Source organism: Streptococcus sp. HMSC065H07 (assembly GCF_001837325.1).
In the GTDB taxonomy this organism is placed as follows: Bacteria; Bacillota; Bacilli; order Lactobacillales; family Streptococcaceae; genus Streptococcus; species Streptococcus salivarius_H.
The window spans coordinates 21,955-45,407 of sequence record NZ_KV832032.1 but is presented as its reverse complement, the minus strand read 5'-3'; the positions used below and the strand labels follow the sequence as shown (position 1 = coordinate 45,407).

Annotated in this window: 23 protein-coding genes; 5 read left to right on the top strand and 18 right to left on the bottom strand. The window is 40.3% G+C overall.

All coding sequences use genetic code 11. The annotated features are described in order from the left end of the window. Window positions 1-28 precede the first annotated feature (28 nt). The 8 genes from HMPREF2637_RS05605 to add all read right to left on the bottom strand — a co-directional run bounded on the left by HMPREF2637_RS05605 (window position 29) and on the right by add (window position 7,298). Window positions 29-640, bottom strand: coding sequence for a lysozyme family protein (locus tag HMPREF2637_RS05605; RefSeq protein ID WP_064525048.1), 612 nt, complete (start codon window positions 638-640; stop codon window positions 29-31). Between the two features lies 1 nt (window position 641). Next, window positions 642-1,619, bottom strand: coding sequence for a nucleoid-associated protein (locus tag HMPREF2637_RS05600; protein ID WP_002891157.1), 978 nt, complete (start codon window positions 1,617-1,619; stop codon window positions 642-644). Between the two features lie 5 nt (window positions 1,620-1,624). Further along, window positions 1,625-2,875, bottom strand: coding sequence for a serine hydroxymethyltransferase (gene glyA / locus HMPREF2637_RS05595; protein WP_070839580.1), 1,251 nt, complete (start codon window positions 2,873-2,875; stop codon window positions 1,625-1,627). A gap of 93 nt (window positions 2,876-2,968) precedes the next feature. Next, entirely contained in the window at window positions 2,969-3,574 is a 606-nt protein-coding gene (locus HMPREF2637_RS05590; protein WP_070839577.1) for an L-threonylcarbamoyladenylate synthase, read from the bottom strand. After that, the gene (prmC, locus tag HMPREF2637_RS05585; protein WP_070839574.1) at window positions 3,561-4,394 is read right to left on the bottom strand and encodes a peptide chain release factor N(5)-glutamine methyltransferase; all 834 of its coding nucleotides are present in this window, start codon (window positions 4,392-4,394) and stop codon (window positions 3,561-3,563) included. Before prmC ends, HMPREF2637_RS05590 begins: the two co-directional genes overlap by 14 nt. Further along, on the bottom strand, window positions 4,391-5,470 hold the full coding sequence (prfA, locus tag HMPREF2637_RS05580; protein WP_004182370.1) for a peptide chain release factor 1: 1,080 nt from the start codon (window positions 5,468-5,470) through the stop codon (window positions 4,391-4,393). The genes prmC and prfA overlap by 4 nt, the downstream gene beginning before the upstream one ends. Before the next feature lie 36 nt (window positions 5,471-5,506). Continuing rightward, entirely contained in the window at window positions 5,507-6,103 is a 597-nt protein-coding gene (locus tag HMPREF2637_RS05575) for a thymidine kinase (RefSeq protein WP_070839570.1), read from the bottom strand. Window positions 6,104-6,287: 184 nt separating this feature from the next. Continuing rightward, entirely contained in the window at window positions 6,288-7,298 is a 1,011-nt protein-coding gene (gene add, locus HMPREF2637_RS05570; RefSeq protein ID WP_064525056.1) for an adenosine deaminase, read from the bottom strand. 172 nt (window positions 7,299-7,470) lie between these two features. Between add and yghU the strand changes: the two genes are divergently transcribed. From yghU to HMPREF2637_RS05550, 4 genes are all read left to right on the top strand, one after another. After that, complete coding sequence (gene yghU, locus HMPREF2637_RS05565; protein WP_037600781.1) at window positions 7,471-8,259, top strand: glutathione-dependent disulfide-bond oxidoreductase; 789 nt, start codon at window positions 7,471-7,473, stop codon at window positions 8,257-8,259. A gap of 79 nt (window positions 8,260-8,338) precedes the next feature. Next, complete coding sequence (locus HMPREF2637_RS05560) at window positions 8,339-9,283, top strand: DHH family phosphoesterase (RefSeq protein WP_064525059.1); 945 nt, start codon at window positions 8,339-8,341, stop codon at window positions 9,281-9,283. Continuing rightward, window positions 9,270-10,202 carry an FAD:protein FMN transferase gene (locus HMPREF2637_RS05555; RefSeq protein ID WP_060971338.1) on the top strand — a complete coding sequence of 311 codons (933 nt, stop codon included), beginning with the start codon at window positions 9,270-9,272 and terminating at the stop codon, window positions 10,200-10,202. Before HMPREF2637_RS05560 ends, HMPREF2637_RS05555 begins: the two co-directional genes overlap by 14 nt. 105 nt (window positions 10,203-10,307) lie before the next feature. Further along, a complete protein-coding gene (locus HMPREF2637_RS05550; RefSeq protein WP_003093591.1) occupies window positions 10,308-10,550 on the top strand; it encodes a type B 50S ribosomal protein L31 in 243 nt (80 codons plus the stop codon). Window positions 10,551-10,675: 125 nt separating this feature from the next. On the opposite strand, the gene HMPREF2637_RS05545 is transcribed toward HMPREF2637_RS05550, so the two are convergent. The 5 genes from HMPREF2637_RS05545 to gyrA all read right to left on the bottom strand — a co-directional run bounded on the left by HMPREF2637_RS05545 (window position 10,676) and on the right by gyrA (window position 16,829). Next, window positions 10,676-11,938, bottom strand: coding sequence for an NRAMP family divalent metal transporter (locus tag HMPREF2637_RS05545; protein WP_064525062.1), 1,263 nt, complete (start codon window positions 11,936-11,938; stop codon window positions 10,676-10,678). Between the two features lie 140 nt (window positions 11,939-12,078). Continuing rightward, complete coding sequence (locus HMPREF2637_RS05540) at window positions 12,079-13,047, bottom strand: DUF1002 domain-containing protein (RefSeq protein WP_037600827.1); 969 nt, start codon at window positions 13,045-13,047, stop codon at window positions 12,079-12,081. A gap of 114 nt (window positions 13,048-13,161) precedes the next feature. Next, window positions 13,162-13,563, bottom strand: a complete 402-nt coding sequence (locus tag HMPREF2637_RS05535) for an SMU1112c/YaeR family gloxylase I-like metalloprotein (protein ID WP_064525065.1) — start codon at window positions 13,561-13,563, stop codon at window positions 13,162-13,164. Window positions 13,564-13,599: 36 nt separating this feature from the next. Next, a complete protein-coding gene (locus HMPREF2637_RS05530; protein WP_064525068.1) occupies window positions 13,600-14,361 on the bottom strand; it encodes a class A sortase in 762 nt (253 codons plus the stop codon). Beyond that, window positions 14,361-16,829, bottom strand: a complete 2,469-nt coding sequence (gene gyrA / locus HMPREF2637_RS05525) for a DNA gyrase subunit A (RefSeq protein WP_064525071.1) — start codon at window positions 16,827-16,829, stop codon at window positions 14,361-14,363. The genes HMPREF2637_RS05530 and gyrA overlap by 1 nt, the downstream gene beginning before the upstream one ends. A 219-nt stretch (window positions 16,830-17,048) precedes the next feature. Here gyrA and HMPREF2637_RS05520 point away from each other — a divergent pair, with 219 nt between their 5' ends. Further along, the gene (locus HMPREF2637_RS05520) at window positions 17,049-18,035 is read left to right on the top strand and encodes an L-lactate dehydrogenase (protein ID WP_037600761.1); all 987 of its coding nucleotides are present in this window, start codon (window positions 17,049-17,051) and stop codon (window positions 18,033-18,035) included. A 92-nt stretch (window positions 18,036-18,127) separates the two neighbouring features. Here HMPREF2637_RS05520 and nox read toward each other — a convergent pair whose 3' ends face one another. The 5 genes from nox to HMPREF2637_RS05495 all read right to left on the bottom strand — a co-directional run bounded on the left by nox (window position 18,128) and on the right by HMPREF2637_RS05495 (window position 23,355). After that, a complete protein-coding gene (gene nox, locus HMPREF2637_RS05515) occupies window positions 18,128-19,501 on the bottom strand; it encodes a H2O-forming NADH oxidase (protein ID WP_048675487.1) in 1,374 nt (457 codons plus the stop codon). Between the two features lie 289 nt (window positions 19,502-19,790). Beyond that, the gene (locus tag HMPREF2637_RS05510) at window positions 19,791-21,329 is read right to left on the bottom strand and encodes an ABC-F family ATP-binding cassette domain-containing protein (RefSeq protein ID WP_003096870.1); all 1,539 of its coding nucleotides are present in this window, start codon (window positions 21,327-21,329) and stop codon (window positions 19,791-19,793) included. A gap of 138 nt (window positions 21,330-21,467) precedes the next feature. Continuing rightward, entirely contained in the window at window positions 21,468-21,998 is a 531-nt protein-coding gene (locus tag HMPREF2637_RS05505) for an ECF transporter S component (protein ID WP_064525074.1), read from the bottom strand. Continuing rightward, window positions 21,988-22,845, bottom strand: coding sequence for a pyridoxamine kinase (locus HMPREF2637_RS05500; protein WP_070839567.1), 858 nt, complete (start codon window positions 22,843-22,845; stop codon window positions 21,988-21,990). Before HMPREF2637_RS05500 ends, HMPREF2637_RS05505 begins: the two co-directional genes overlap by 11 nt. Then, window positions 22,846-23,355, bottom strand: a complete 510-nt coding sequence (locus HMPREF2637_RS05495; protein ID WP_060973262.1) for an ECF transporter S component — start codon at window positions 23,353-23,355, stop codon at window positions 22,846-22,848. Between the last annotated feature and the right edge of the window lie 98 nt (window positions 23,356-23,453).

Below are 23,453 nucleotides of genomic sequence, written 5' to 3'. Positions count from 1 at the left end.
TCTTTCCTTAAGAATGAAGTGTATCCTCTTAGAGACGAGAGAACATACGCATCAAAAAGAGGTTAAACTGCACTTCTTTGGCGTAATAAATATTTCCGCCATTTGTATAAAGCTTACCCCCACCATAATACATGGCAACAGGTTGATAATAAGTATAGGTTTCCTCACTAGTGTTTCCTAGACTTGGAGCAACGACATTTTTTGAATAAGCTTTTGCTAATTCGACGGTGTTAACTCCACCATTATCAGCCACATAATCGATATAGGCCTTACCAAAATTATAAGCTTGTACTGCTGTCCAAGGATCCACCTTATGGTGGGCAGCTTCTTCCAGATTTTCTGACAGCACCGTCACCCCTTGACGAATACTTTCTTTTCGATCTGTGATGGAGTTAGTCACCCCTGTAGAACTTTCACTGGACTGCATCACGTCATCTGTCTTCCCCTTGGTTTCTGTGTAGATCATAGCCAACACCAAATCGACATTGGTTGTATTATCGATGTCGTCTTCAGCCAAAACCTCCTTAACCATGGATTCATAGGTTAAGACATGTTGAATATTGGCATGGATTCGATAACATTGGATACCTATGATGAGGACTACGACAAAAACCGCCAGACGTCTTATCCATTTAAACATATTATTTATTGATGATATCCTCGATATTTTTGATGAGAATAGAGTAGGTGCCATCAGGATTTTGAATAAATTCAACACTATCAGCATCCTGATACACATTATTAGGCACGATTAACTCAATTCCGTTCGATAACGATAATTTTTGATTCTCCAATTTCTTAATTTGACGTGAATGGTCAATATCTGATACCGAAATAGGCTCAGGTATAGCCTCTTTGAGCTCATCAACGAAAGTCAAACGAGCTGTCAAATTATTATCAAAGAGCTGGTCTGCCAATTTTTCAGGTGATAACTCTTGGTCTTCTTCCAAATTATTGAAAATAGCAGATTTCATTTTTCCTTGGAAGTTAAAGTCATCCTGATTAAAATTCTCGGCAATCTTCTGGGCAGTATCTTCAACCATCTTAATCGATTTTTTGACAGATTGTTCAGGCTGGACTTGCAACAGATTTTCAGAGAAATAATTGGCAAAGCTTCCATTATGCTTGATTCGCTTTTCAATCAAATAATACTGCTTACTACTACGATTGATTACCAAAGCTTCATCAGGTGTCTGGGCCGCAGAAGGCAAATTATTTTGTGACAATTGAATAGGATGTTGGCTATCTCCCAAAGAATGAATCAAACTGTCCTTGAGAGCAATACGCAAGAAAGCAAAATACTCTTGCCCTTCTTTGTCAAACTGAATAAAGACCAAATCATTGGTCTTTTGATCTTCAGAAATGACAAATTCTTCCTTCCAAAGTTGGGCAATCTTAACTGAGCTTTCCATCAAATCATCTCCTAGATGACTAATGAAAACATTCTCTGCATCGAAAAAGCCACGTTTAGCCTCATCAGAGAAAACTTTAGAGAGTTTCTTTCTAAAATACTCATCTAAGCGTGGCGTTATTTCAAGAGGCCCTTCTGCTAAAACCAGCTCCGTATCATTTGGCGAAAACTGGTGAATGATAATGCGTTTAATATATAAATCTAACATATTTTTTAATAGAGTGGGAAAGCATCTGTAAGAGCTTTAACCTCTCCACGAATGCGTTCCAAAACTTCAGGTTTATCGTGATTTTCCAAAGCTTCAACCATTAATTCAGCAATTTTACGGCTCTCAGCTTCACCCATACCACGACTTGTAATGGCTGGACTACCAACACGGATACCAGATGTCTTGAATGGAGACAATTGCTCGTAAGGAATACCATTCTTGTTCAAAGTAATATTAACTTCTTCAAGAACGTTTTGTGCAACCTTACCATTTTCAACAACTTTAGTCACATCAACCAAGAAGAGGTGATTGTTAGTTCCACCTGAGATAACACGGAAATCTGGATGTTGATTGAAAACGTCAGCCATGGCAGCTGCGTTCTTGATAACATTTTCCCCATATTCCTTAAAGGCAGGGTCAAGTGCTTCTTTAAGAGCAACAGCCTTAGCAGCAATAACGTGTTCCAATGGACCACCTTGCAAACCAGGGAAGACCGCAGAATTCAATTTCTTAGCGATATCTTCATCATCAGTCAAAATTAAACCACCGCGAGGACCACGAAGTGTCTTGTGAGTTGTTGTAGTGGTCACATGTGCATGAGGAACTGGACTTGGATGATGACCAGAGGCTACAAGACCTGCAATGTGAGCCATATCTACCATGAGGTAAGCACCTACAGCATCAGCAATTTCACGGAATTTAGCAAAATCAATAATACGTGAGTAAGCTGAAGCTCCAGCCACGATGAGTTTTGGTTGTACTTCTTTAGCTTGAGCCAGAATAGCATCGTAATCAAGGAGTTCAGTTTCCTTATCAACGTTGTATGCCACAAAGTTATAGGTCTTACCAGAGAAGCTAACTGGTGCACCATGTGTCAAGTGACCACCCGCTGACAAATCCATCCCCATAACCGTATCACCTGGTTGGATCAAAGACATGTAAACTGCTGCATTGGCTTGGCTACCTGAGTGAGGTTGCACGTTGGCAAATTTTGCTCCAAAAAGTTCTTTGGCACGCTCAATAGCAAGAGACTCGACCACATCAATCACGTCTGTACCACCATAGTAACGTTTACCTGGATAGCCTTCTGCGTACTTGTTAGTCAAGAGAGTTCCTTGAGCAGCCATTACTGCTTTAGATACCACGTTCTCAGAGGCAATCAACTCAATATTGTTTTGCTGACGTTCAGCCTCAGCATCGATGGCGTTCCATAGTTCAGCATCATAAGCTTTAAAATCATCTTTATCAAAAATCATAGAGGTCTCCTTTGAGGTCTAATGGGCTTTCAATCAACTCGCCCGCATATAGTCGAAAGTTATCTCACACTTTCATAGGTCTCTGTTAGTCATTTATTCTATGGTCAACTCTGGTAGAGTCGCCAATAGGTCTTCTTTTGTAATTTTCCCTTGTCTGAGAATCCTAGCAGGTAACACAGACAAGTCTAAAATCGTCGAATCTACCCCTAACAAGGCATCATCATCTTGATAGCCAGTCACCTGAAAATCAAATTGTACTCTAATATCGTCAAAATAACGACCACTAGCCTTCCCAGACTTATTGGCTGAGGGACCAATCAAAGGCCCTTCCGCTTGGATCAGCTCTCTAGTAACAGGATGGTCTGGCAAACGGAAGCCAACCGTCGCCAATCCTGAATTAATCCATCTGGGGACTTTATCATTAGCTTTTAAAATGATAGTCAAAGGTCCAGGCAAAAAAGCATCATAAATTTTTTTGAGATAGTCGGGCTGCTCTTTTGAATAAGACAGGATATCTTCATAAGAAGCGACATTCAAATTCATAGCTTTATCTCTAGGACGATTTTTCAGCTCATAGACATGGTTCACAGCACTCTCATCCATAGCCTTAGCAAATAGACCATAAACAGTCTCTGTGGGAAGGACAACTGCTCCACCGTCAGCCAAGATTTCTCTTAACACTTTATTACTTTTCATCATCCATCACGACCATTCTATCTTGCCCAAATTGGTCCTTAAGAACACGCACACGCTTATCTGGAAAATGTAGAGACAAGAGTTTCTTCAAATCACGGCCCTGCTTATAGCCAATTTCAAAGTAGAGCTTTCCTTTTGGAGTTAAATACTTATCTGCGTCCTCAATAATCTGTCTATAAATAGCAAGTCCCTCTTCATCAGCAAACAGAGCCATTTTGGGCTCGCTAGCCAAGACATTGGTACCAACTTCGTTCTTATCATTTTCAGAAATATAGGGAGGATTTGACACAATGATATCAAAACTACCAGAAATATTTTCGAAAACATCCGATTGCACTAAGCTAATGTCTACCTGATTTAGTTTAGCATTCTCTTTAGCAAGTACTAAGGCGTCAGCTGACAAGTCACTAGCTGTTACTTGCCAAAAGGGGCAACTCTTTTTCAAAGATACCGAAATAGCACCACTCCCAGTTCCGATATCAAGAATCTTGAGCTCTGAGCTAGGGTTTTCCGCTAAAATCAAATCCACTAGTTCCTCAGTTTCAGGACGTGGAATCAAGACACGCTCATCAACCTGAAAACGCAAGCCATGAAAGTCTTCATAGCCCAAAATATACTGAGCAGGCTTGTGATTCATTAGTTGGCTGAATACATAAGCTAACAACTCTGCATCTTCATCTGAAACTTCTTGACGCAATTGAAGAACAAAATGAGTCAAGTCCCATTGCTTCAAACCACGATAAACGAAGGAAAGGGCCTCTGGCTCTTCGCCAACAGCATCAAGCTGCTTCTCATAGTCAGCCAGGACATCCGCTAAAATCATTTGTTAAGCTCTTCCAATTTTTGAGTTTGATCGTAAAGAACTAGGGCATCAATGACTTCATCCATTTTCCCAGCCAAAATCGTATCTAATTTTTGAAGGGTCAAACCAATACGGTGATCAGTTACACGGTTTTGCGGGAAGTTGTAAGTACGGATACGCTCTGAACGATCCCCTGTACCAACAGTCGATTTACGCTCAGCATCTTGTTCATCTTGAGCGATTTGTGCAAAGTGGTCCGCAACACGCGCACGGATAATCTTCATAGCTTTATCACGGTTCTTCTGTTGTGTACGTTCTTCTTGCATCTCTACTTTAATTCCAGTAGGAATGTGAACCATACGAACCGCAGTCGCAACCTTATTGACGTTCTGACCACCGGCACCAGAAGCGTGATAGATATCGACACGAAGGTCCTTAGGATCAATTTCGTACTCTACCTCTTCAACTTCTGGCATAACCAAAACAGTTGCTGTAGAGGTATGAACACGACCTTGACTTTCAGTCACAGGCACACGTTGCACACGGTGTGCTCCTGATTCATATTTGAGTTTAGAATACACGGATTGCCCTGAAACCATGGCAACCACTTCTTTGATACCACCGACACCATTATAAGAGGCTTCCATGACCTCAAAGCGCCAACCTTGTGTTTCTGCGTATTTTTGGTACATAGCTAGAAGGTCACCCGCAAACAAGGCAGCTTCATCACCACCTGCAGCCCCACGGATTTCAAGGATAATATTCTTGTCATCATTAGGGTCTTTTGGCAAAAGAAGAATTTTCAATCGTTCTTCATACTCTTCTTTAGCGGCTTTGGATTCTTTGAGTTCTTCCTTAGCCATTTCTTCCAAGTCAGGATCACCGCTTGCTTCCTTAATCATCTCTTCAGCATCTGAGATACTTTGGATGACTTGCTTGTATTCACGGTAAGCTGTCACAGTTTCACGAGTATTTGCTTCTTCACGTGACAACTCCATGAAGCGTTTAGTGTCTGAAACGACTTCAGGGTCACTAAGCAATTCACCCAATTCCTCATAACGGTCTTCAACCGCTTGTAACTGATCATAAATATTCATTTGTTATCTTTTCTCCTTATATAACTAATAGTCATTTTAGGCCTTATTCAAAGGGATTATGTTTTCGTGAGGTGGATTAAACCAGTGCTTTCGGCAAACAGAGATATAACTCTCGTGGCCTCCAATTTGAACTTGTGCTCCCTCATAAACTGGCTTACCATCTTCCATACGAAGAACCATGGTTGCCTTTCTCGAGCAATAATGACAAATGGTCTTAATCTCATCAATCTTATCAGACAAAAGCAAAAGGTATTTAGAACCTTCAAAGAGATTGTTCTGAAAATCATTTTTGAGACCAAAAGCCATCACTGGGATATCTAACTCATCAACAATTCGTGCCAAATCATAGACATTCGCACGGGTCAAAAACTGAGCCTCATCAACTAAAACACAGTAAGGTCGTGGATCCATATGAGCAATGTAACCAAAAATATCCGTATCATCACCAATAGGATAGGCCTTCCTCTTCATGCCAATACGACTAGAGATATAGCCGACCCCATCTCGATTATCCAAACGACTGGTCAACAATACTACTGGTTTCCCTTGTTCTTCGTAATTATAGGCAACCTTAAGAATTTCAATGGATTTCCCAGAATTCATAGTGCCATAGCGAAAATAAAGTTGTGCCAAACCAGTCTCCTCTAAAATATGTATTGTACTTATTTTATCATAATTCCAAGCGTAAAAGGGAGGGAGACTGAACAATTTTTGAAAAAAGTTCGCCTCACTCCCTTATTTTTATGATAGGTTTAACTTGTGTTTCAAACGGCTCAATCTTATCACCCTAATATAGTTTTACCAGTCTAATAACTTCTTATGAATAGGCTTTAGCCAATTTTTCAAGGAGTTCTTCTTTCTCCTCATCACTAGCAAATGAAGCTTCGATTGCTGTCTTATTATGAGCATAGAAGTCTTGAACTGAGCTATCAAAATGCTTGTGATAGAGTTCGTACTCTTTGGTCAGGTTTGTATCAGAAACGGTACGATTGTCCGTATTAATAGTAATATTAGCACCTGCCGCTTTCATTTTTAGATAAGGAAAATCATCAACTGTAACGGCTGCCTTGGTCTGGAGATTACTTGTTAAACATAACTCTCCTGTGACACCATTTTTGACAAACTCTTCCAAAAGCTTAGGCTCCTGAGCCAAGATTGTTGCATGGCCATTACGCTTAATTCCCATGGCAATCGACTCAGCCAAAAAAGCAGGGCAACCACACTCTCCAGCATGAAAAGTCATCGGACGGTTGTAACTTTGGACTTGTTCAATTAGAGGTTTAATCGCTTTAGGTCCATAATGATGCTCATCTCCGGCAAAATCAAAACCAACAAAGTCACTATCTTCAACCTTATTTGCTTCATTAAGAATACGAGCCGTTAAATCTTGATTTGATTGACGCATGCCACAAACTAGGGCCTTAGCTACAATTCCAAATTCTTCTTGAGCTTGACGTAAGCCTTGACAAACGGCATCAATGGTTTCAGCGACAGTCAACCCCTTATCCATTGACAATTCGGGAGCAAAACGCACTTCAATATAGATAACATTTTCAAGAGCAGCCTGTTTAGCGACATCATAAGCCGCAATGGTCAAAGCTTCCTTTGTTTGAAGCAAAGGACGAATATAATCAAAAGCCTCTAGATAATCTAGGAGACTCTCACAGGTAGCCGGGGCTGTCACATGGTGTCTGAGCTCCGCATCATCCTTAGGTAACTCAATCTTTGCTAAGTCAGCTAGGTGACGAATAGTTTCCAATGATAGAGAACCATCCAAATGGCAGTGTAGTTCTGTTTTAGCCAGCTTATGAAAATCAATAGCAGTCATTCTTTTCTTCCTCTCTAAACATTATGTTTTTATCAGATAAAAATTAATTTTTACTATCTTATCATTCTTATAGAAAAAGTCAAGGTGTCGCGCTAATAGGACGTAGTAGATTCTTGAAATGCCATTAGCATTTTGTTAGGATGTAACTATCAAGAATACAAGGAGAAACTTTATGTCTGACTATATTTTACCAGAAGTTTGGCAAAATCCAACCTCTATGGGAGGTGCCTGGGGCGGCCTCAATCAACCTACAGCTGGTGCACGTTTTGAACAAACTTTACCTAAAGGTGACCAACCTTTCCAACTCTATACTCTTCCGACACCTAATGGTATCAAGGCAACTATCATGCTTGAAGAACTGAAAGAACTCGGTGTGACTCAAGCGGGCTATGACGCTTATCGTATTAAGATTGGTGACGGTGACCAATTCGGATCCGACTTTGTTTCGATCAATCCAAACTCAAAGATTCCAGCCATGATGGATTACTCTGAAGACCAACCGGTTCGTGTCTTTGAATCAGCTAACATCCTGCTTTACTTGGCTGAAAAATTCGGAAAACTCATTCCAACTGATCACGCAAAACGTACGGAAGTTCTCAACTGGCTCTTTTGGCAAACAGGTGCTGCTCCCTTCTTAGGTGGTGGCTTTGGGCACTTCTTCCACTATGCACCTGAAAAAATCGAATATGCCATCAACCGCTTTGCCATGGAAGCCAAACGCCAACTTGACTTGCTAGATAAAGAATTAGCAACCAAACCTTATATTGCTGGTGATGAATACACTATCGCTGATATCGCAATCTGGTCTTGGTATGGCCGTCTTGCTCAAGATAAGATTTGGGACAAGGCTGGTATTTTCCTTGATGTTAAAGAATACAAGCACCTTCAAGCATGGACTGAAAAAATTGCCAACCGTCCTGCGGTTAAACGTGGACTTGAAGTCGACTATAAAGATATCTAGTTTTACAACGGTTTGCCTAGGCTAACCGTTTTTCTATTATTTCATGATATAATAGAAAAAAAATCACAAGGAGATATTCATGACTGTATTTCAAGCTATTTTAGAAAAAATTAAAGCCCATGACACTATTATTATTCACCGCCACCAAAGACCTGACCCTGATGCCATTGGTAGTCAGGTAGGACTGAAGGAAATTTTAAAAACAAACTTTCCAGATAAAAAGGTTCTTGCGACAGGTGTCAATGAACCTACCTTATCTTGGATTGCTGAAATGGATAAGGTAACTGATCAAGACTATGAAGGAGCGCTTGTTATTGTTACCGATACAGCCAACACTCCTCGTATCGACGACGACCGTTTTGATAAGGGGGACTTTCTTATCAAAATTGACCATCATCCTAACGACGATGCCTACGGCGACCTCCTCTTAGTTGATACGACTGCTTCAAGTGCCAGCGAAATTGTGACTGACTGGGCTCTCACTCTTGGCCTTTCCTTGTCAGATGCCGCTGCTCGTGTTCTTTACAATGGTATTGTTGGCGACACAGGTCGCTTCCTCTTTCCGTCTACGACACCTAAAACACTTCAAATTGCGGCTAAACTTCGTGAATACGACTTTGATTTTGCAGCAATGGCTCGTCGTATGGATAGTTTCCCATTCAAAATTGCTAAATTACAAGGTTATGTTTTCGATAATCTAGAAGTCGATGAAAATGGTGCAGCTCGAGTTGTCTTGACACGAAAGGTTTTGGATGAATTCAATGTCACTGATGCTGAAAGTTCTGCAATTGTTGGCACTCCAGGTCGTATTGATTGCGTCGAATCTTGGGCTATTTTCGTAGAGCAGCCTGAAGGGCATTACCGTGTACGTCTGCGCAGTAAAAGCATTGTCATCAACGAGATTGCTAAACGTCATGACGGTGGAGGCCACCCACTTGCTAGTGGTGCCAATTCCTACAGCTTAGACGAAAACGAACAAATCTATCAAGAAATCAAGGATACCGTTGCCCATGCAACTCACTAATCGTCGTGTACGTCTCATGGGGACTGTGATTGACGTCTCTATCTATCATGAAGAACCAGAACCCCTGCTAGACCAGGTTGAAGCACTCCTACATACCTACAATAAGCGTTTCTCAGCCAATGATGACAGTTCCGAACTCATGAAAATTAACAAGGCAGCAGGCTTACATTCGGTGACGGTTCACCCAGAGCTTTTTGAACTTATTGCTCTTGGAAAATGGCATAGCTGCCAACCTGAAAGTCACCTTAACATTGCCATAGGACCTCTCATTCAGACTTGGCGCATTGGTTTTTCGGATGCCAAGTTGCCTCTGCCTGAAGAAATTCGTCCGCTCCTGCAAATTATCAATCCCAATGCCATTGTTCTATCCGAGGAAAATCAAAGCGTTTTTCTCAAAGAAAAAGGGATGAAAATTGATCTTGGTGCCCTGGCAAAGGGATATATTGCAGATCGTATTGCAGATTTTCTTAAAGCGGAAAAAGTGACCAGTGCCCTAATCAATCTTGGAGGTAATGTTCTAACCTTTGGACCAGCTCTCCATAATCCTGATAAAAAATGGCGGATTGGTATTCAAAATCCCAAGGAGACTAGAAACACAAATCTTATGGTGCTTGCTATAAGAGACCAATCTATTGTCACTTCAGGAATCTATGAACGCACTTTTGAAATAAATGGCAAAACCTATCATCATATTTTCGATAGTCAAACTGGCTACCCTGTCTCTAGTGATCTAGCTAGTCTTACCATCATTTCATCCCTCTCAGTCGATGGTGAAATTTGGACGACACGTTTATTTGGCTCAAGTCTAGAATGCATTTTCCAGGAAGTTAGTTCACAACCAAATCTTGAAGCTATCATCGTTGATAAAGATAATCGATGCTTTCAGACAGGTGGCATTTACAAAATGCGAATTTCCTAAAAAATAGTAAAAAAGACTTGTCAAGAAGACCACCTTTTGATAAACTAAAATAGTTAAAAAAACTATGGTGCGGAAAGTACCATGGCAGAAAGGAAATATTTTAACATGAAAAAAGATATCCATCCAGATTACCGTCAAGTAGTATTCATGGACACAACTACTGGTTACCAATTCCTTAGCGGTTCAACTAAACACTCAAACGAAACAGTTGAATTCGAAGGTGAAACTTATCCACTTATCCGTGTAGAAATTTCATCAGATTCACACCCATTCTACACTGGCCGTCAAAAATTCACTCAAGCAGACGGACGCGTGGATCGTTTCAACAAAAAATACGGTCTCAAATAAGCAACATCTTGTTGTTAAGCCATTCCAATTGGAATGGTTTTTTTGTATTCTCTTGGCTGTAATCTCTCCTACTCCCCTCCTTTAAAATAAAAAAACAGCTTCCATATGGAAACCATTTAATCCTATTAACCTGCTTTACCAATAGCCAAAGCCCAGATAAAGAAGAGGGCAAATCCGAACAAGAAAATCAAACCTGCAATAGCAAGTCCTTTCAACCAAGTTGGAAGGTCTCTCTTTGCTTTTGTAACAAGTACATAATTCAAAAGCGCAAAGAAAGGTGTTGTAAGGAATGAACCAATCATGGCAAAACGAAGCATTGTTGCTACTTGACCTTGGAAGAAGAAAATAATGATGAGACCAAGAATAGCTGTCAATGTCATCCAAACATTCAATGGTGTTTGATTTTTTTCTTTTTGGTTAAACAAAAGACGAAGAGAAATTTCGTTAACACGTGAATAACCATCGATAACAGTAATCACAGTACCAAAGATACACAAGAAAGCGATAAAAGTAATCAAATAGCGTGACCACTCACCAAGTACTGAGGCATACATACCAACAAACTGAGCAATATACTTAGCTGATGCTGCTTCTACTGGTTTACCAGTTGGATACTGGATAAGAGCACCGAGTGCTACAAAGAATACTGCAAGAATAGCTGTTCCGATGTAACCAACGTTAAAGTCAAAGAGGGCATCATCAGTGTTAAAATCAACCGTTTTCTTTTTCTCAGCTGACCAAAGTGAGTTAATGGCTGAAATTTCAATTGGAGCTGGCATCCATCCAAGAAGTGAAACGATAAATGGAAGGGCTGCTAACTGCCATGGTGTTTTTTCAACGAAGTCAGCACTGTACTCTGGGTGTTTGATTGCCGCAATAATAACTGCTGCTACTGTTGCAATAGTCAAGGCTGACATGATCCATTTAGCCATACCATCAAGAAGTTTGTAACCACCAAAAAGTAACATACCCCAAATGATTGCAACCAAAATGATTGACCATGTGGTAATACTCAAACCAAGCATTGGAAAGGCACTAGCAATGATGGCTGAACAAAGAATAGAAACACCTGCAGTATTAACCAAGGCTGAAAAGACATTCAAAATAAAGAATACCCAAAGATAGAACTTACCTTTCTCAGCATAACCTTCAACAAGGGTTTTACCCGTATCTGCGGTATACTCAGCACCAAAACGGAAGAATGGGTATTTGAAGAGGTTAGCCAGAATAACCAAGCCTAACAAGGCCCATCCATAAGAACCACCCGCTTGGGTAGATGAAACGATGTGGGAACCACCTACGGCCGCCGAAGCCATTAGGATACCGGGTCCCATTGCTTTTATTTTACTACGCCAGGTAGACTGACTAGTTACACTTGTTTGTGACATAAGAGAATCTCCTAAAACAAATTTTCAGAATAATCTGAATTCATGTTTACCATTTTACACAATTGTTGGAATAATTTCAATAGCATTTCACATATTTTCTGAAAAATAGAAAAAAGCCATCCAAACGGATAGCTCTTTTACTATTTAGACAGTCCTGTAAAGAAATCTACGATAGCTTGCCAAATTTGTGCAAAAATATTTTTGCTATTCTCAAGGGTTTTGTTGGCATTAAAGTTTAGGTTGATTCCAGAGAAGGTATTACCAGCTTTCGAAACGATAGAATCTTTAAGTGAACTCAAGGTTGACTTAAAGCTAGCACTGTCAATGATTGAAGACTTAGACAAATTCAAAGCAAAATTCACCAGAAGATTAACTTGCGTATCAGAAAGATCCAAGTTGTAGTTATTGATGGTTTGCTGAACAATCGTTTTAGCTTGATCTTCAGTCAACTTATTCCCTTTATCAGCAACAGCTGACTTAATATCAGTCATAGCTACATTAAGCTTGTCTGCATCATAGTCAGTCTTACCAGAATTTTCCTCATTGATTTGAGAAAGGGTTTTAAGTTCCTCTTGCGCAAGCTCTTTACTTTCATCTGAAACTTTAGCCCCATTTTGCTCAAGGGAATAGTAAATACCAGCCAGGGCACTTTCTCCTGTAACTGCAATTGGTGCTGCTACCGTAATCTTAGCATGTTCAATACCAAGTGTCGTGGCAGCATTACGGTACATATCTGGAGTGATTTTCGTGATATTTTGCGGTGTCACAATCTCTACACTCAAGGTTTCCTTAGCACCCAGCTTAGCAATCTTAACCGAAGAATATAGCTGAAGACTAGAATCGTCAGCCACATTCATGATATTAGCGTAAGCAGATGTCGTCAAGGTCTTGACATTAGTATCCTTACTACTATCATACCCTAATAAATTCAAGGTTTCATTTCGTTGCTCTTCCGACAATGAATACCCCATCACATAGTCTGGTTGAACATAAGATTCATCAATAACCTTTTGGACTTGTGATGATGTTGCTGCTTGAGCAACCGAAGTAAAGGCTGTTACTGAAGCCAATATAGCCATCCCAGTAACAAGAAGTTTTTTCAATTTCATGTGTGTTTCCTTTCGAAAATAGAATAGTATTCCATAATCTCCTAAAGGACGACTGACTCTAGGCCCAGCCGCTCACCTATTATACCATGACTTAAAAAATTAAGGTCAAAAAAACTACTCGTGCAACTCCAAAGGAAGACCATCTGGATCAGCAAAGAAAGTCATCTTTTCACCGGTAAAAGTGTCCTTGCGAATAGGTTGGCAGGAGATACCCTTTTGTTCTAACTCTTGGACGACCTCTTCAATATTAGTCACTCTGAAAGCTAAATGACGTAAGCCACATGCCTCAGGATAAGACGGACGTTTTGGGGGTTCCACATAGTTCGGATCACTGGTCTTATTGCCGAAGATTTCAAGTTCTATACCTCCACAGCTTAGGTCTAACTTATAATCATGACGTTCCGGACGGTGATTTTCCCGAATAATCTCAAAACCAAGTTTATTGACATAAAAATCTCGAGACAAGTCATAATCAGAAACAATAATAGCAACATGGTGCACTGTATTTAAAAACATATTTTCCTCCATTGAAAAAGGCCCGAAGGCCCTTTTTTAACTTTGAAATTGATTGTATGACTTATTAAAGGCTTCAATAATATCTGAACTTGCCTTGTCAAAATCTACCTGTGATTTCAATTCACCTTTGACGATTGTACGCTGAGTTGCTTCGGCATCCGTACAAGTTACAAGGGTAACTTCAGACTTGCCAGGTGTATCATCAACTACTGCTACTTCAGTTGGTTGGACCACCTTCACCTCACTAATAACATAAGTATAGACTTTATTTTTATCCGTAAGATAAATCTTCATACCTTCCTTAGCCTTATCTAGTGGTGAAAATAGCATGTCAGATGCACCGGCAATACCAAAGACGTGGTGGCTAGCTAGTGAATAGTTGTTTTCACCACCCATGACTTGATCTTCTTTCATCGTTCCTGCACCGTAAGTCAACTCTGTATTGCCAAGTCCTTTGAAAATAGGGAGATTGATACCTACCTCTGGAATAGCAATACCACCAACGACAGGAAGCTCTTGAGCATCCATCTGTGCCTGCAAGACAGACTCTATACTAATTGATTTAACGGTATCAAAGTCAAAGCTAGTCTTAGCTTCCTTGTTTTTCTCAATAGTCTTTTTAGAAACCTTGCTCACTTGATACTTATTTGTATTCCAAGCAATCACTGTGTTTCGAATAGACTTATTGAAAATCAAGGCTAGACCAACAACTAAGAGAACAACAATCAACACCCAGCGAAGAATATCAAGCCACTTACGGCGTTTTTTTGTTACGTTATTTTTCTTATCTTTGCTCATTAGTTGTCACCACTTTCTTGATCTTCGGAAGCTTGTTCAACTTCTTCTGGCTCAACTAAAGCAAAGGTTACAATACGAGCAGAGTCATCCAAACGCATGACCTTAACCCCTTGAGTGGCACGACCAGTTTGTGAAATATTAGCAACGGCAGTACGGATGATAACACCTGTATCGGTGATGACCATGATATCCTCATCACCAAACACTGTTACAATACCTGCTAGGTTACCATTCTTCTCTGTGATATTGGCAGTCTTGATACCTTTACCACCACGACCCTTCGTTGGGTATTCAGTAGCTGAGGTACGCTTACCGTAACCCTTTTCAGTGATAATCAAGACTTCTTGGTCTTCTGTAATGGCAGCTGCACCAACAACTTGGTCACCATCACGAAGAGTTACCCCTTTAACACCGGCAGCCATACGACTCATGCTTCGAATAGTGTTCTCTTTGAAGCGTACACTGTAACCAAATTTAGTACCAATGACAATTTCTTCATTACCAGTAGTCAAGAAGACATTGATTAGCTCGTCACCTTCTCTAAGTTTCAAGGCAATCAACCCATTTTGACGAATGTTCTTAAATTCCGCTTCTTTTGTACGTTTAACTAGACCTTGGCGAGTTACAAAGACAAGGTGATTATTTTCAGAAGCTTCATCACTCTTAGCATTAATGACTGTTTGAATGGTCTCACCTTCGTCCAACTTCAAGAGATTGACGATGGGTAAACCTTTGGCTGTGCGACCGTATTCTGGGATTTCATACCCCTTAAGACGGTATACACGCCCCTTATTAGTCATGAAGTAAAGGTGATCATGAGTGCTTGTTGAGACAATATCACGAACAAAGTCATCATCGTTAACACCAGTACCTTGGACACCGCGACCACCACGTTTTTGTGAACGGAACTCGTCTTGGGCTAAACGTTTAATATACCCTTTATTTGAGAGAGTGATAACAACATCTTCTTCCTCGATGAGGTCCTCATCTTCAAGAGAAATAACTTCTCCGACCATAAGCTCTGTGCGGCGAGCATCTGCAAATTTACGCTTGCTTTCGTCCAATTCTTCCTTGATGATAGCAATGACACGTTCTGGTTTTGCCAAAATATCAGCTAAATCAGCAATCAGAGCCAAGAGATCATTGTACTCATTTTGAATCTTATCACGTTCCAAACCTGTCAAACGACGCAAACGCATATCAAGAATAGCTTGACTTTGACGTTCCGTGAGTTCGAAGCGAGCCATCAACTCAGCTTGAGCCTCAGCATCAGTTTGACTGTTACGGATAATCGTAATCACTTCATCCAAATGATCGAGGGCAATCAACAAACCTTCTAAAATGTGGGCACGTGCCTCAGCCTTATCCTTGTCAAACTGTGTACGACGAACCACAACTTCTTGTTGGTGAGCAATATAGTCAGCCAAGATTTGACGCAAGGAAAGGATTTTAGGCACACCCTTTTCAATGGCCAACATATTGAAGCTGAAGTTAGTCTGAAGTTGCGTTAATTTGAACAAATTGTTCAAGATAACATTGGCAGATGCATCACGACGCACTTCGATGACAAAACGTACCCCCTCGCGAGAAGACTCGTCACGAACTGCTGTAATTCCCTCAATACGTTTTTCCTGGGCCAAACGAACGATATGTTCATGGACCTTAGTCTTATTGACCATATATGGAAACTCAGTGACAACAATACGCTCACGACCTGATTTAGTTGTTTCAATTTCAGTACGCGAACGAAGAACAATAGAACCCTTACCAGTTTCATATGCACGGTGAATACCAGATTTCCCCATGACCAAGCCACCAGTTGGAAAGTCTGGACCAGGAAGAACTTCCATCAGTTCTCGTGTTGTGACTTCAGGATTATCCATCATCAATTTGACAGCATCAATCGTTTCAGCCAAATTGTGTGGTGGGATGTTAGTCGCCATACCAACGGCAATCCCTGTCGCACCATTGACAAGAAGGTTTGGAATACGTGACGGAAGAACGATTGGCTCACGTTCTGATCCATCATAGTTATCTTGAAAATCAACGGTATTCTTATTGAGATCACGAAGCATTTCCAAGGCGATTTTAGACATACGCGCCTCAGTATAACGCTGAGCGGCAGCCCCATCACCATCCATAGAACCAAAGTTCCCGTGACCGTCAACCAACATGTAACGGTAGCTCCACCATTGCGCCATACGAACCATGGCTTCATAGATAGATGAGTCTCCGTGTGGGTGATATTTACCCATGACATCCCCGGTAATACGGGCAGATTTTTTATGTGGCTTATCAGGTGTCACCCCAAGCTCATTCATTCCATATAGAATACGACGTTGTACAGGTTTTAAACCGTCACGAACATCTGGGAGAGCACGAGACACGATAACACTCATGGCATAATCGATAAAGCTCGTCTTCATCTCAGACGTCAAATTAACGTCAATTAAATTATTATCTTGCACTCAAAAATGCCTCTTTTCTTTCATTCAAATCATTCCAAACTCTAATAAAAGAGTATAGAAAATTTCTATAATATTATACCATAAAACGCTTTACTTTTCAGTTGTGTAAACGCTTTCATCTATTATTTCCTTATTATTTCGTGACATCCATCACTTAAAGTGGTAGAATAAGCAGTGTACGGGGTAACCCAATTAAAAAATAAGGAGATGTTTAGACCCATGACTGCAACTAAACAACACAAAAAAGTCATCCTCGTTGGTGACGGTGCCGTAGGTTCATCTTACGCTTTCGCACTTGTAAACCAAGGTATCGCTCAAGAACTTGGTATCATCGAAATTCCACAATTGTTCGAAAAAGCTGTTGGTGATGCGCTTGACCTTAGCCACGCGCTTGCTTTCACTTCACCTAAAAAAATCTACGCAGCTAAATACGAAGACTGTGCGGATGCTGACCTTGTAGTTATCACTGCTGGTGCTCCACAAAAACCAGGTGAAACTCGTCTTGATCTTGTTGGTAAAAACCTTGCTATCAACAAATCTATCGTTACTCAAGTTGTTGAATCAGGCTTCAATGGAATCTTCCTTGTAGCAGCTAACCCAGTTGACGTATTGACTTACTCAACATGGAAATTCTCAGGATTCCCTAAAGAACGCGTTATCGGTTCAGGTACTTCACTTGACTCAGCTCGTTTCCGTCAAGCACTTGCTGAAAAACTTGGCGTTGATGCTCGTTCAGTTCACGCCTACATCATGGGTGAACACGGTGACTCAGAATTTGCCGTTTGGTCACACGCTAACATCGCCGGTGTAAACCTTGAAGAATTCCTTAAAGACACTCAAAACGTTCAAGAATCTGAATTGGTTGAATTGTTCGAAGGTGTTCGTGATGCCGCTTACACAATCATCAACAAAAAAGGTGCTACTTACTATGGTATCGCCGTTGCCCTTGCTCGTATCACTAAAGCTATTCTTGACGATGAAAATGCAGTACTTCCATTGTCTGTATTCCAAGAAGGTCAATATGGTGTAAGCAACGTCTTTATCGGTCAACCTGCAATCGTAGGTGCACACGGTATCGTACGTCCAGTTAACATCCCATTGAACGATGCTGAACAACAAAAAATGAAGGCTTCTGCTGACGAATTGCAAGCTATCATTGATGAAGCATGGAAAAACCCTGAATTCCAAGAAGCTTCAAAAAACTAATCTAACATTAGTTAAATAAAAGTCTCCAGTAGGAGGCTTTTTTCGTATTAAAAAAAAAAGACAGCTAATTCGACTGAATTAGCTGTTTAAGATTATTTAGCTGAGATAGCTGCTTTAGCAATATAGCTAAGCGGTTGGTTAAAGTGTGGTAAGAAGAACAAATCAAGCAATTGAAGACGGTCAATAGTTACACCTTCTTGGATAGCCAATGAGAACATGTGGATTCCCATAGAGATGTCCATGCGTGATACCATTTGAGCACCAAGAACTTTGCGTGTATCTTTGTCATAGACAATCTTGATTGTAACGTCTGCATTTTCATCTTCCATAAAGGCAGCTTTTTGAAGATCTGTTGAAGATACTACTGCTGGATTGAAACCAAAGCGTTTTGCTTTTTCTTCTGTCAAACCAGTTGATACCATGTTCAAACCATAGATTGAGATACCATTTGATCCTTGAACACCGTTTGATTCAACATCGCCACCACCGGCATTATGACCACCGACAATACCTGAACGAACAGCGTTCGAAGCCAAGGCAATGTAGTTCACATCATCGAGGGCATTGTCATAAACGGTAGCACAGTCACCAACTGCATAAACATCTTTGATTGATGTTTCTTGTTTTTTATTAACAAGGTAAGCGCCATTACGGAATGTTTCCAACTTACCAGCACCGAGAGCTGTATTAGGACGGAAACCAACAGCAAGAACAACCATATCGACATCGTAAGCATTTTTATCTGTAACGATGCGTTCTACCTTAGTTTCACCTTCTACTGCTTTAACAGTTTCACCAAATGCCAATTTAATACCGTGGCTTTCCATATTTTTAGCCATAAGGTCAGTCAAGTCATGGTCGTAATAACCTGCCAAACATGTATCAACAACGTCGATAAGGATAACTTCTTTTCCATGACGTTGGAAAGCTTCAGCCAATTCAACACCAATGTAACCAGCACCTACAACCGCCACACGTTTGATATCTTGAGATTTGTCGTTCAATTTATCAATAACTTCTTGAGCGTTTTGGAAAAGTTTAACGAATTGAAGGTTTTCAAGCGTAGCTTCGAAAGTACGGCTACCTTCTTTAATTTCGGCACCTTCGATTGGAGGCAAGATTGGTTGAGAACCTGTTGCCAAAATCAATTTGTCATATGATTCAACATGCTCTTTACCATCTACGAGGGCTGTAACAGTTTTACCATCAAAGTCAATAGACTCAACTGGTGAGTTCATATAAACTTTAGCGCCCTTGCTTTCAAGTCCTTCTTTGTTGGCATAGAAAAGACCATCAGAACCTGAGATTTGATTACCGATCCAAAGGGCCATACCACAACCCAAGAATGAAATGTTAGAGTTTTGGTCGAAAACAACTACTTCATTTTGGTCTCCGTAATTATCGAGAATAGTATTAATACTAAAAGTACCAGCGTGGTTAGCACCAACAACTACGATTTTTGACATAAGTTTGTCCAACTTTCTTTTGATAATAGTTTACTAATTTATTCTACCATAATCGGAAAACGGTTACACCTTTTATGCTCAGACTTTGTTACTTTTTGAACAAATTAAATTTGTATGCTCAAAACCCAAATAGGTCACGACAAAATCTGTAGAAAAACACTTTATGATGATGACGACCTTCCTCTACACCATCTCCGTCTTATCAAATCTTAGTAAGTCTACTCGGCTCTTTAACATAAAAAAAGAGTGAGCAAGTCTCTCTTTAGAGAATACCAACACTCTTTTATCACTATACTAACTCATTAAAATCCCAAACATCTGTCCAACCTTCATAAAATTCGGGTTCGTGACATACCATGAGGACACTACCTTTAAAGGCCTGAAGGGCACGCTTCAATTCATCCTTGGCGTCAACATCCAAGTGGTTGGTCGGTTCGTCCAGAACAAGGACATTATTTTCACGATTCATAAGGAGACAGAAACGAACCTTAGCTTGTTCTCCACCTGAAAGCACCTGAATTTGACTTTCAATATGCTTAGAGGTTAATCCGCATTTGGCTAGAGCTGCACGAACCTCAGCTTGATTTAGAGCTGGGAAAGCGTCCCAAACCGCTTCAAGAGGCGTCTGACGTGAGCCTTCTGCTTCTTGTTCAAAATAACCTAGGTCAATAAAATCACCTGTTTCAACTTCTCCTTCGAGTGGTTGAATAATACCAAGCAGGCTCTTAAGCAAAGTGGTCTTACCGATACCATTGGCACCGACAATAGCTACCTTTTGATTACGTTCGAATGTAAGATTCAATGGAGCCTTGGTCAACGGACGGTCGTAACCAATAACGAGATCTTTGGTTTGGAAAATAAAGCGTCCAGGTGTACGGCTTTCCTTGAAATGGAATTCTGGTTTTGGCTTCTCTGCCTGCAACTCGATAATTTCCATCTTATCCAATTTTTTCTGACGCGACATGGCCATATTTCGAGTAGCAACACGCGCCTTGTTACGGTTAACAAAATCTTGAAGGTCTGCAATTTCCTTTTGCTGACGTTCATAGGCTGCTTCCAATTGAGCTTTCTTCATTGCATAGACAGATTGGAAATTGTCATAATCACCTGCATAGCGAACCAGATCTTGATTTTCAACATGGTAGACAATGTTAATCACATCGTTTAGGAACGGAATATCGTGCGAAATGAGGACAAAGGCATTTTCATATTCTTGAAGATAGCGTTTGAGCCAGGCAATGTGTTCAGCATCCAAATAGTTAGTTGGCTCATCAAGAAGCAAGATATCTGGTTTTTCAAGCAATAACTTAGCCAAGAGAATCTTGGTACGTTGACCACCTGAAAGGTCCGTTACATCTGTATCCATACCAAAATCCATGACACCTAGTGCACGGGCAACCTCATCAATCTTAGCATCTAGTGTATAGAAATCACGCGTTTCCAAACGATCCTGAAGCTCACCTACTTCTTCCATCAGAGCATCAACGTCGGCTCCTTCGTCAGCCATAGACATGTAAATCTCGTTGATGCGTTCTTCAGTTTTAAAGAGCTCATCAAAAGCCGTACGAAGGACATCACGAACGGTCATCCCCTTTTCAAGAACAGCATGCTGATCCAAGTAACCCGCTGTAACGTACTTAGACCACTCTACCTTACCTTCATCTGGCTGCAATTTTCCAGTAACGATAGACATGAAGGTTGACTTTCCTTCACCGTTAGCACCGACAAGACCGATATGCTCACCTTTGAGCAAACGGAATGAGACATTTTCAAAAATAGCACGGTCACCAAATCCGTGACTAAGATTTTTGACTTCTAAAATAGACATAGCATATCTGGGCTGAATCTGTCTTCAGCCCTTTCCTTTCTTGACATTAACTTTACTATTTTACCATTTTTTAGTGAAAATTTGGACCTCTGCTTCTGGAAAATTAAAAAGAAAAAGCAGTACTAACCTGCTAAATCTTTAGTTTCTCTGTAAAATACGTTTGAAGACAGGATAGAGGAGAGGCACCGCAATGATAGTCACTACTGATGTCCCAAAGGTTCCACCAATTTTAGTAAGTGCCAATACCATAGCTGCATTAAGTGGTAAAGCAGCAACGATACTATTAATAATCGTATACTTAACAAAATTTAAAATAATTTTGGTCAATGCCGCTATGACTCCAATGATTATGATGTTAGCCATTTTGTCATTTGATTTTAAAAACTTTTCAAAAACAAGATAGAGAACATAACAAACAATCAAGGATTCTAAAATAGTAATCCAGACCTCAGCAGCATAGCCATTGAAAATATCAAATAGCCCTAACCCTACTGTTGCGACTAGCGCACCTTTTCTAGCACCGAAAATCAAAATAGCAATCACAACTAGGGCATTTCCCAGATGGACAAATTGAGGTCCAAAAGGAATACGAATAAACTGTACACTCACAATAATTAAAGCTGCATACAAACTTAGAATAACTAATTCACGTGTTTTATCACTTTTCATTTTTCTCCTCCAATAGGGCATTAAAACCACTGAATAAATAACCGATATGGGGCTCATAGCAAAGACCATACTTTAAAGGACGACCATCGGACAGTGTTGACGAAAGAACCCTATCCATAACATCCAAGGCCAAATCACAAATCTTTAGTAAATCAAGATTATAAAAGTAACCTGCTGATAAGATTGCCGTTAGTAAATCGCCACTTCCATAAAAATGATAGCGATAACGTTTTTGCATGCGATAAACTGTTTCATTAGTCTCTTTATCAAAATAAGCCAGCCCAATTTTATCTGTCTCAAATGAGATACCTGTCAAAATAACTTTTCTAGGTCCAAGCTTGGTCAACTCTCTCAGAAGCTTTTCAATAGTGGCCTCATCATAGGAACCTGCTTCAAGATAGGGAGTATCCGTCAAAAAGGCAGCTTCTGTCAGATTAGGAATGATGACATCTGCTTGTTGACAGAAAGCTTTCATGGCTTCTACATAGTTTCTATCAAAACCTTGATAGAGACTACCATTGTCACCCATAATAGGGTCAACAAATAGAGCTATCTGTTTATCGCGAGCCAATTGACCTACACGTTTTAGTCCTTCTTCTGACTTAAAATAACCACTCACAAGGCCATCTACTATAAAATCCAAGTGCTCCCACTGCTTACAAAATCCTTTTAGGTCATCCGTAAGATTCCGTACATAGATATTTTCAAACTCCCCTGTATGCGAAGATAAAAGGACGGTTGGTAGGGGAAGGACTTCAGTTTGACAGGCTGACATGATAGGGAGGTTACTAGTCAAAGCAACCTTACCTAGACCAACCAGGTCATTGGCAACAATTACTTTGGTCATCTATTTTCCTTCCCAGGTCTTTTTAAACTGTTTCACAAAACCTGTGTGGAAATAAATGTAGTAGGCCACTCCTAAACCAAGAATAGCAGCTACAATGTCAAAAGGGATCTTCATAATAGCATAGGCAGGCGTACCATAGATAAAGGCTCTTCCTAAGCCATATCCGACTAAGTCAATAATAGCCCCAATCAAGAGACCTAAAGCTGCCCTAGACTTACTCAATTTTCCTAAGTGGCCTCCAACAATGAGTGCAATAGCGAGAACTTGAAGGCTGTGTGTTACTAGAGTTACCCACATAGGAAGAGGGTAAAAAAGAAAATCTCCAATAAAGGAACCTACTCCAGCAATAATAACTGCTTCTGTAGGTGGGAAAATTAAACCAACTAGGAAAATAATAATCCCGTTAAAATAGAAATGACCTCCTGGCACTGGAATAGATAAGAGACTCGAGCTCAAAATAATGACAAGTGCCATGAAAAATGCAGAAATGGTTAAACGTTTTGCTGACATACCTAAAACTCCTTAGTCAATAAATATAGTATAAGTTTATGAAAATTCTGACGATTAGACAAGATAGTATTTTCAATACTGTATGGGTACAGATTTAA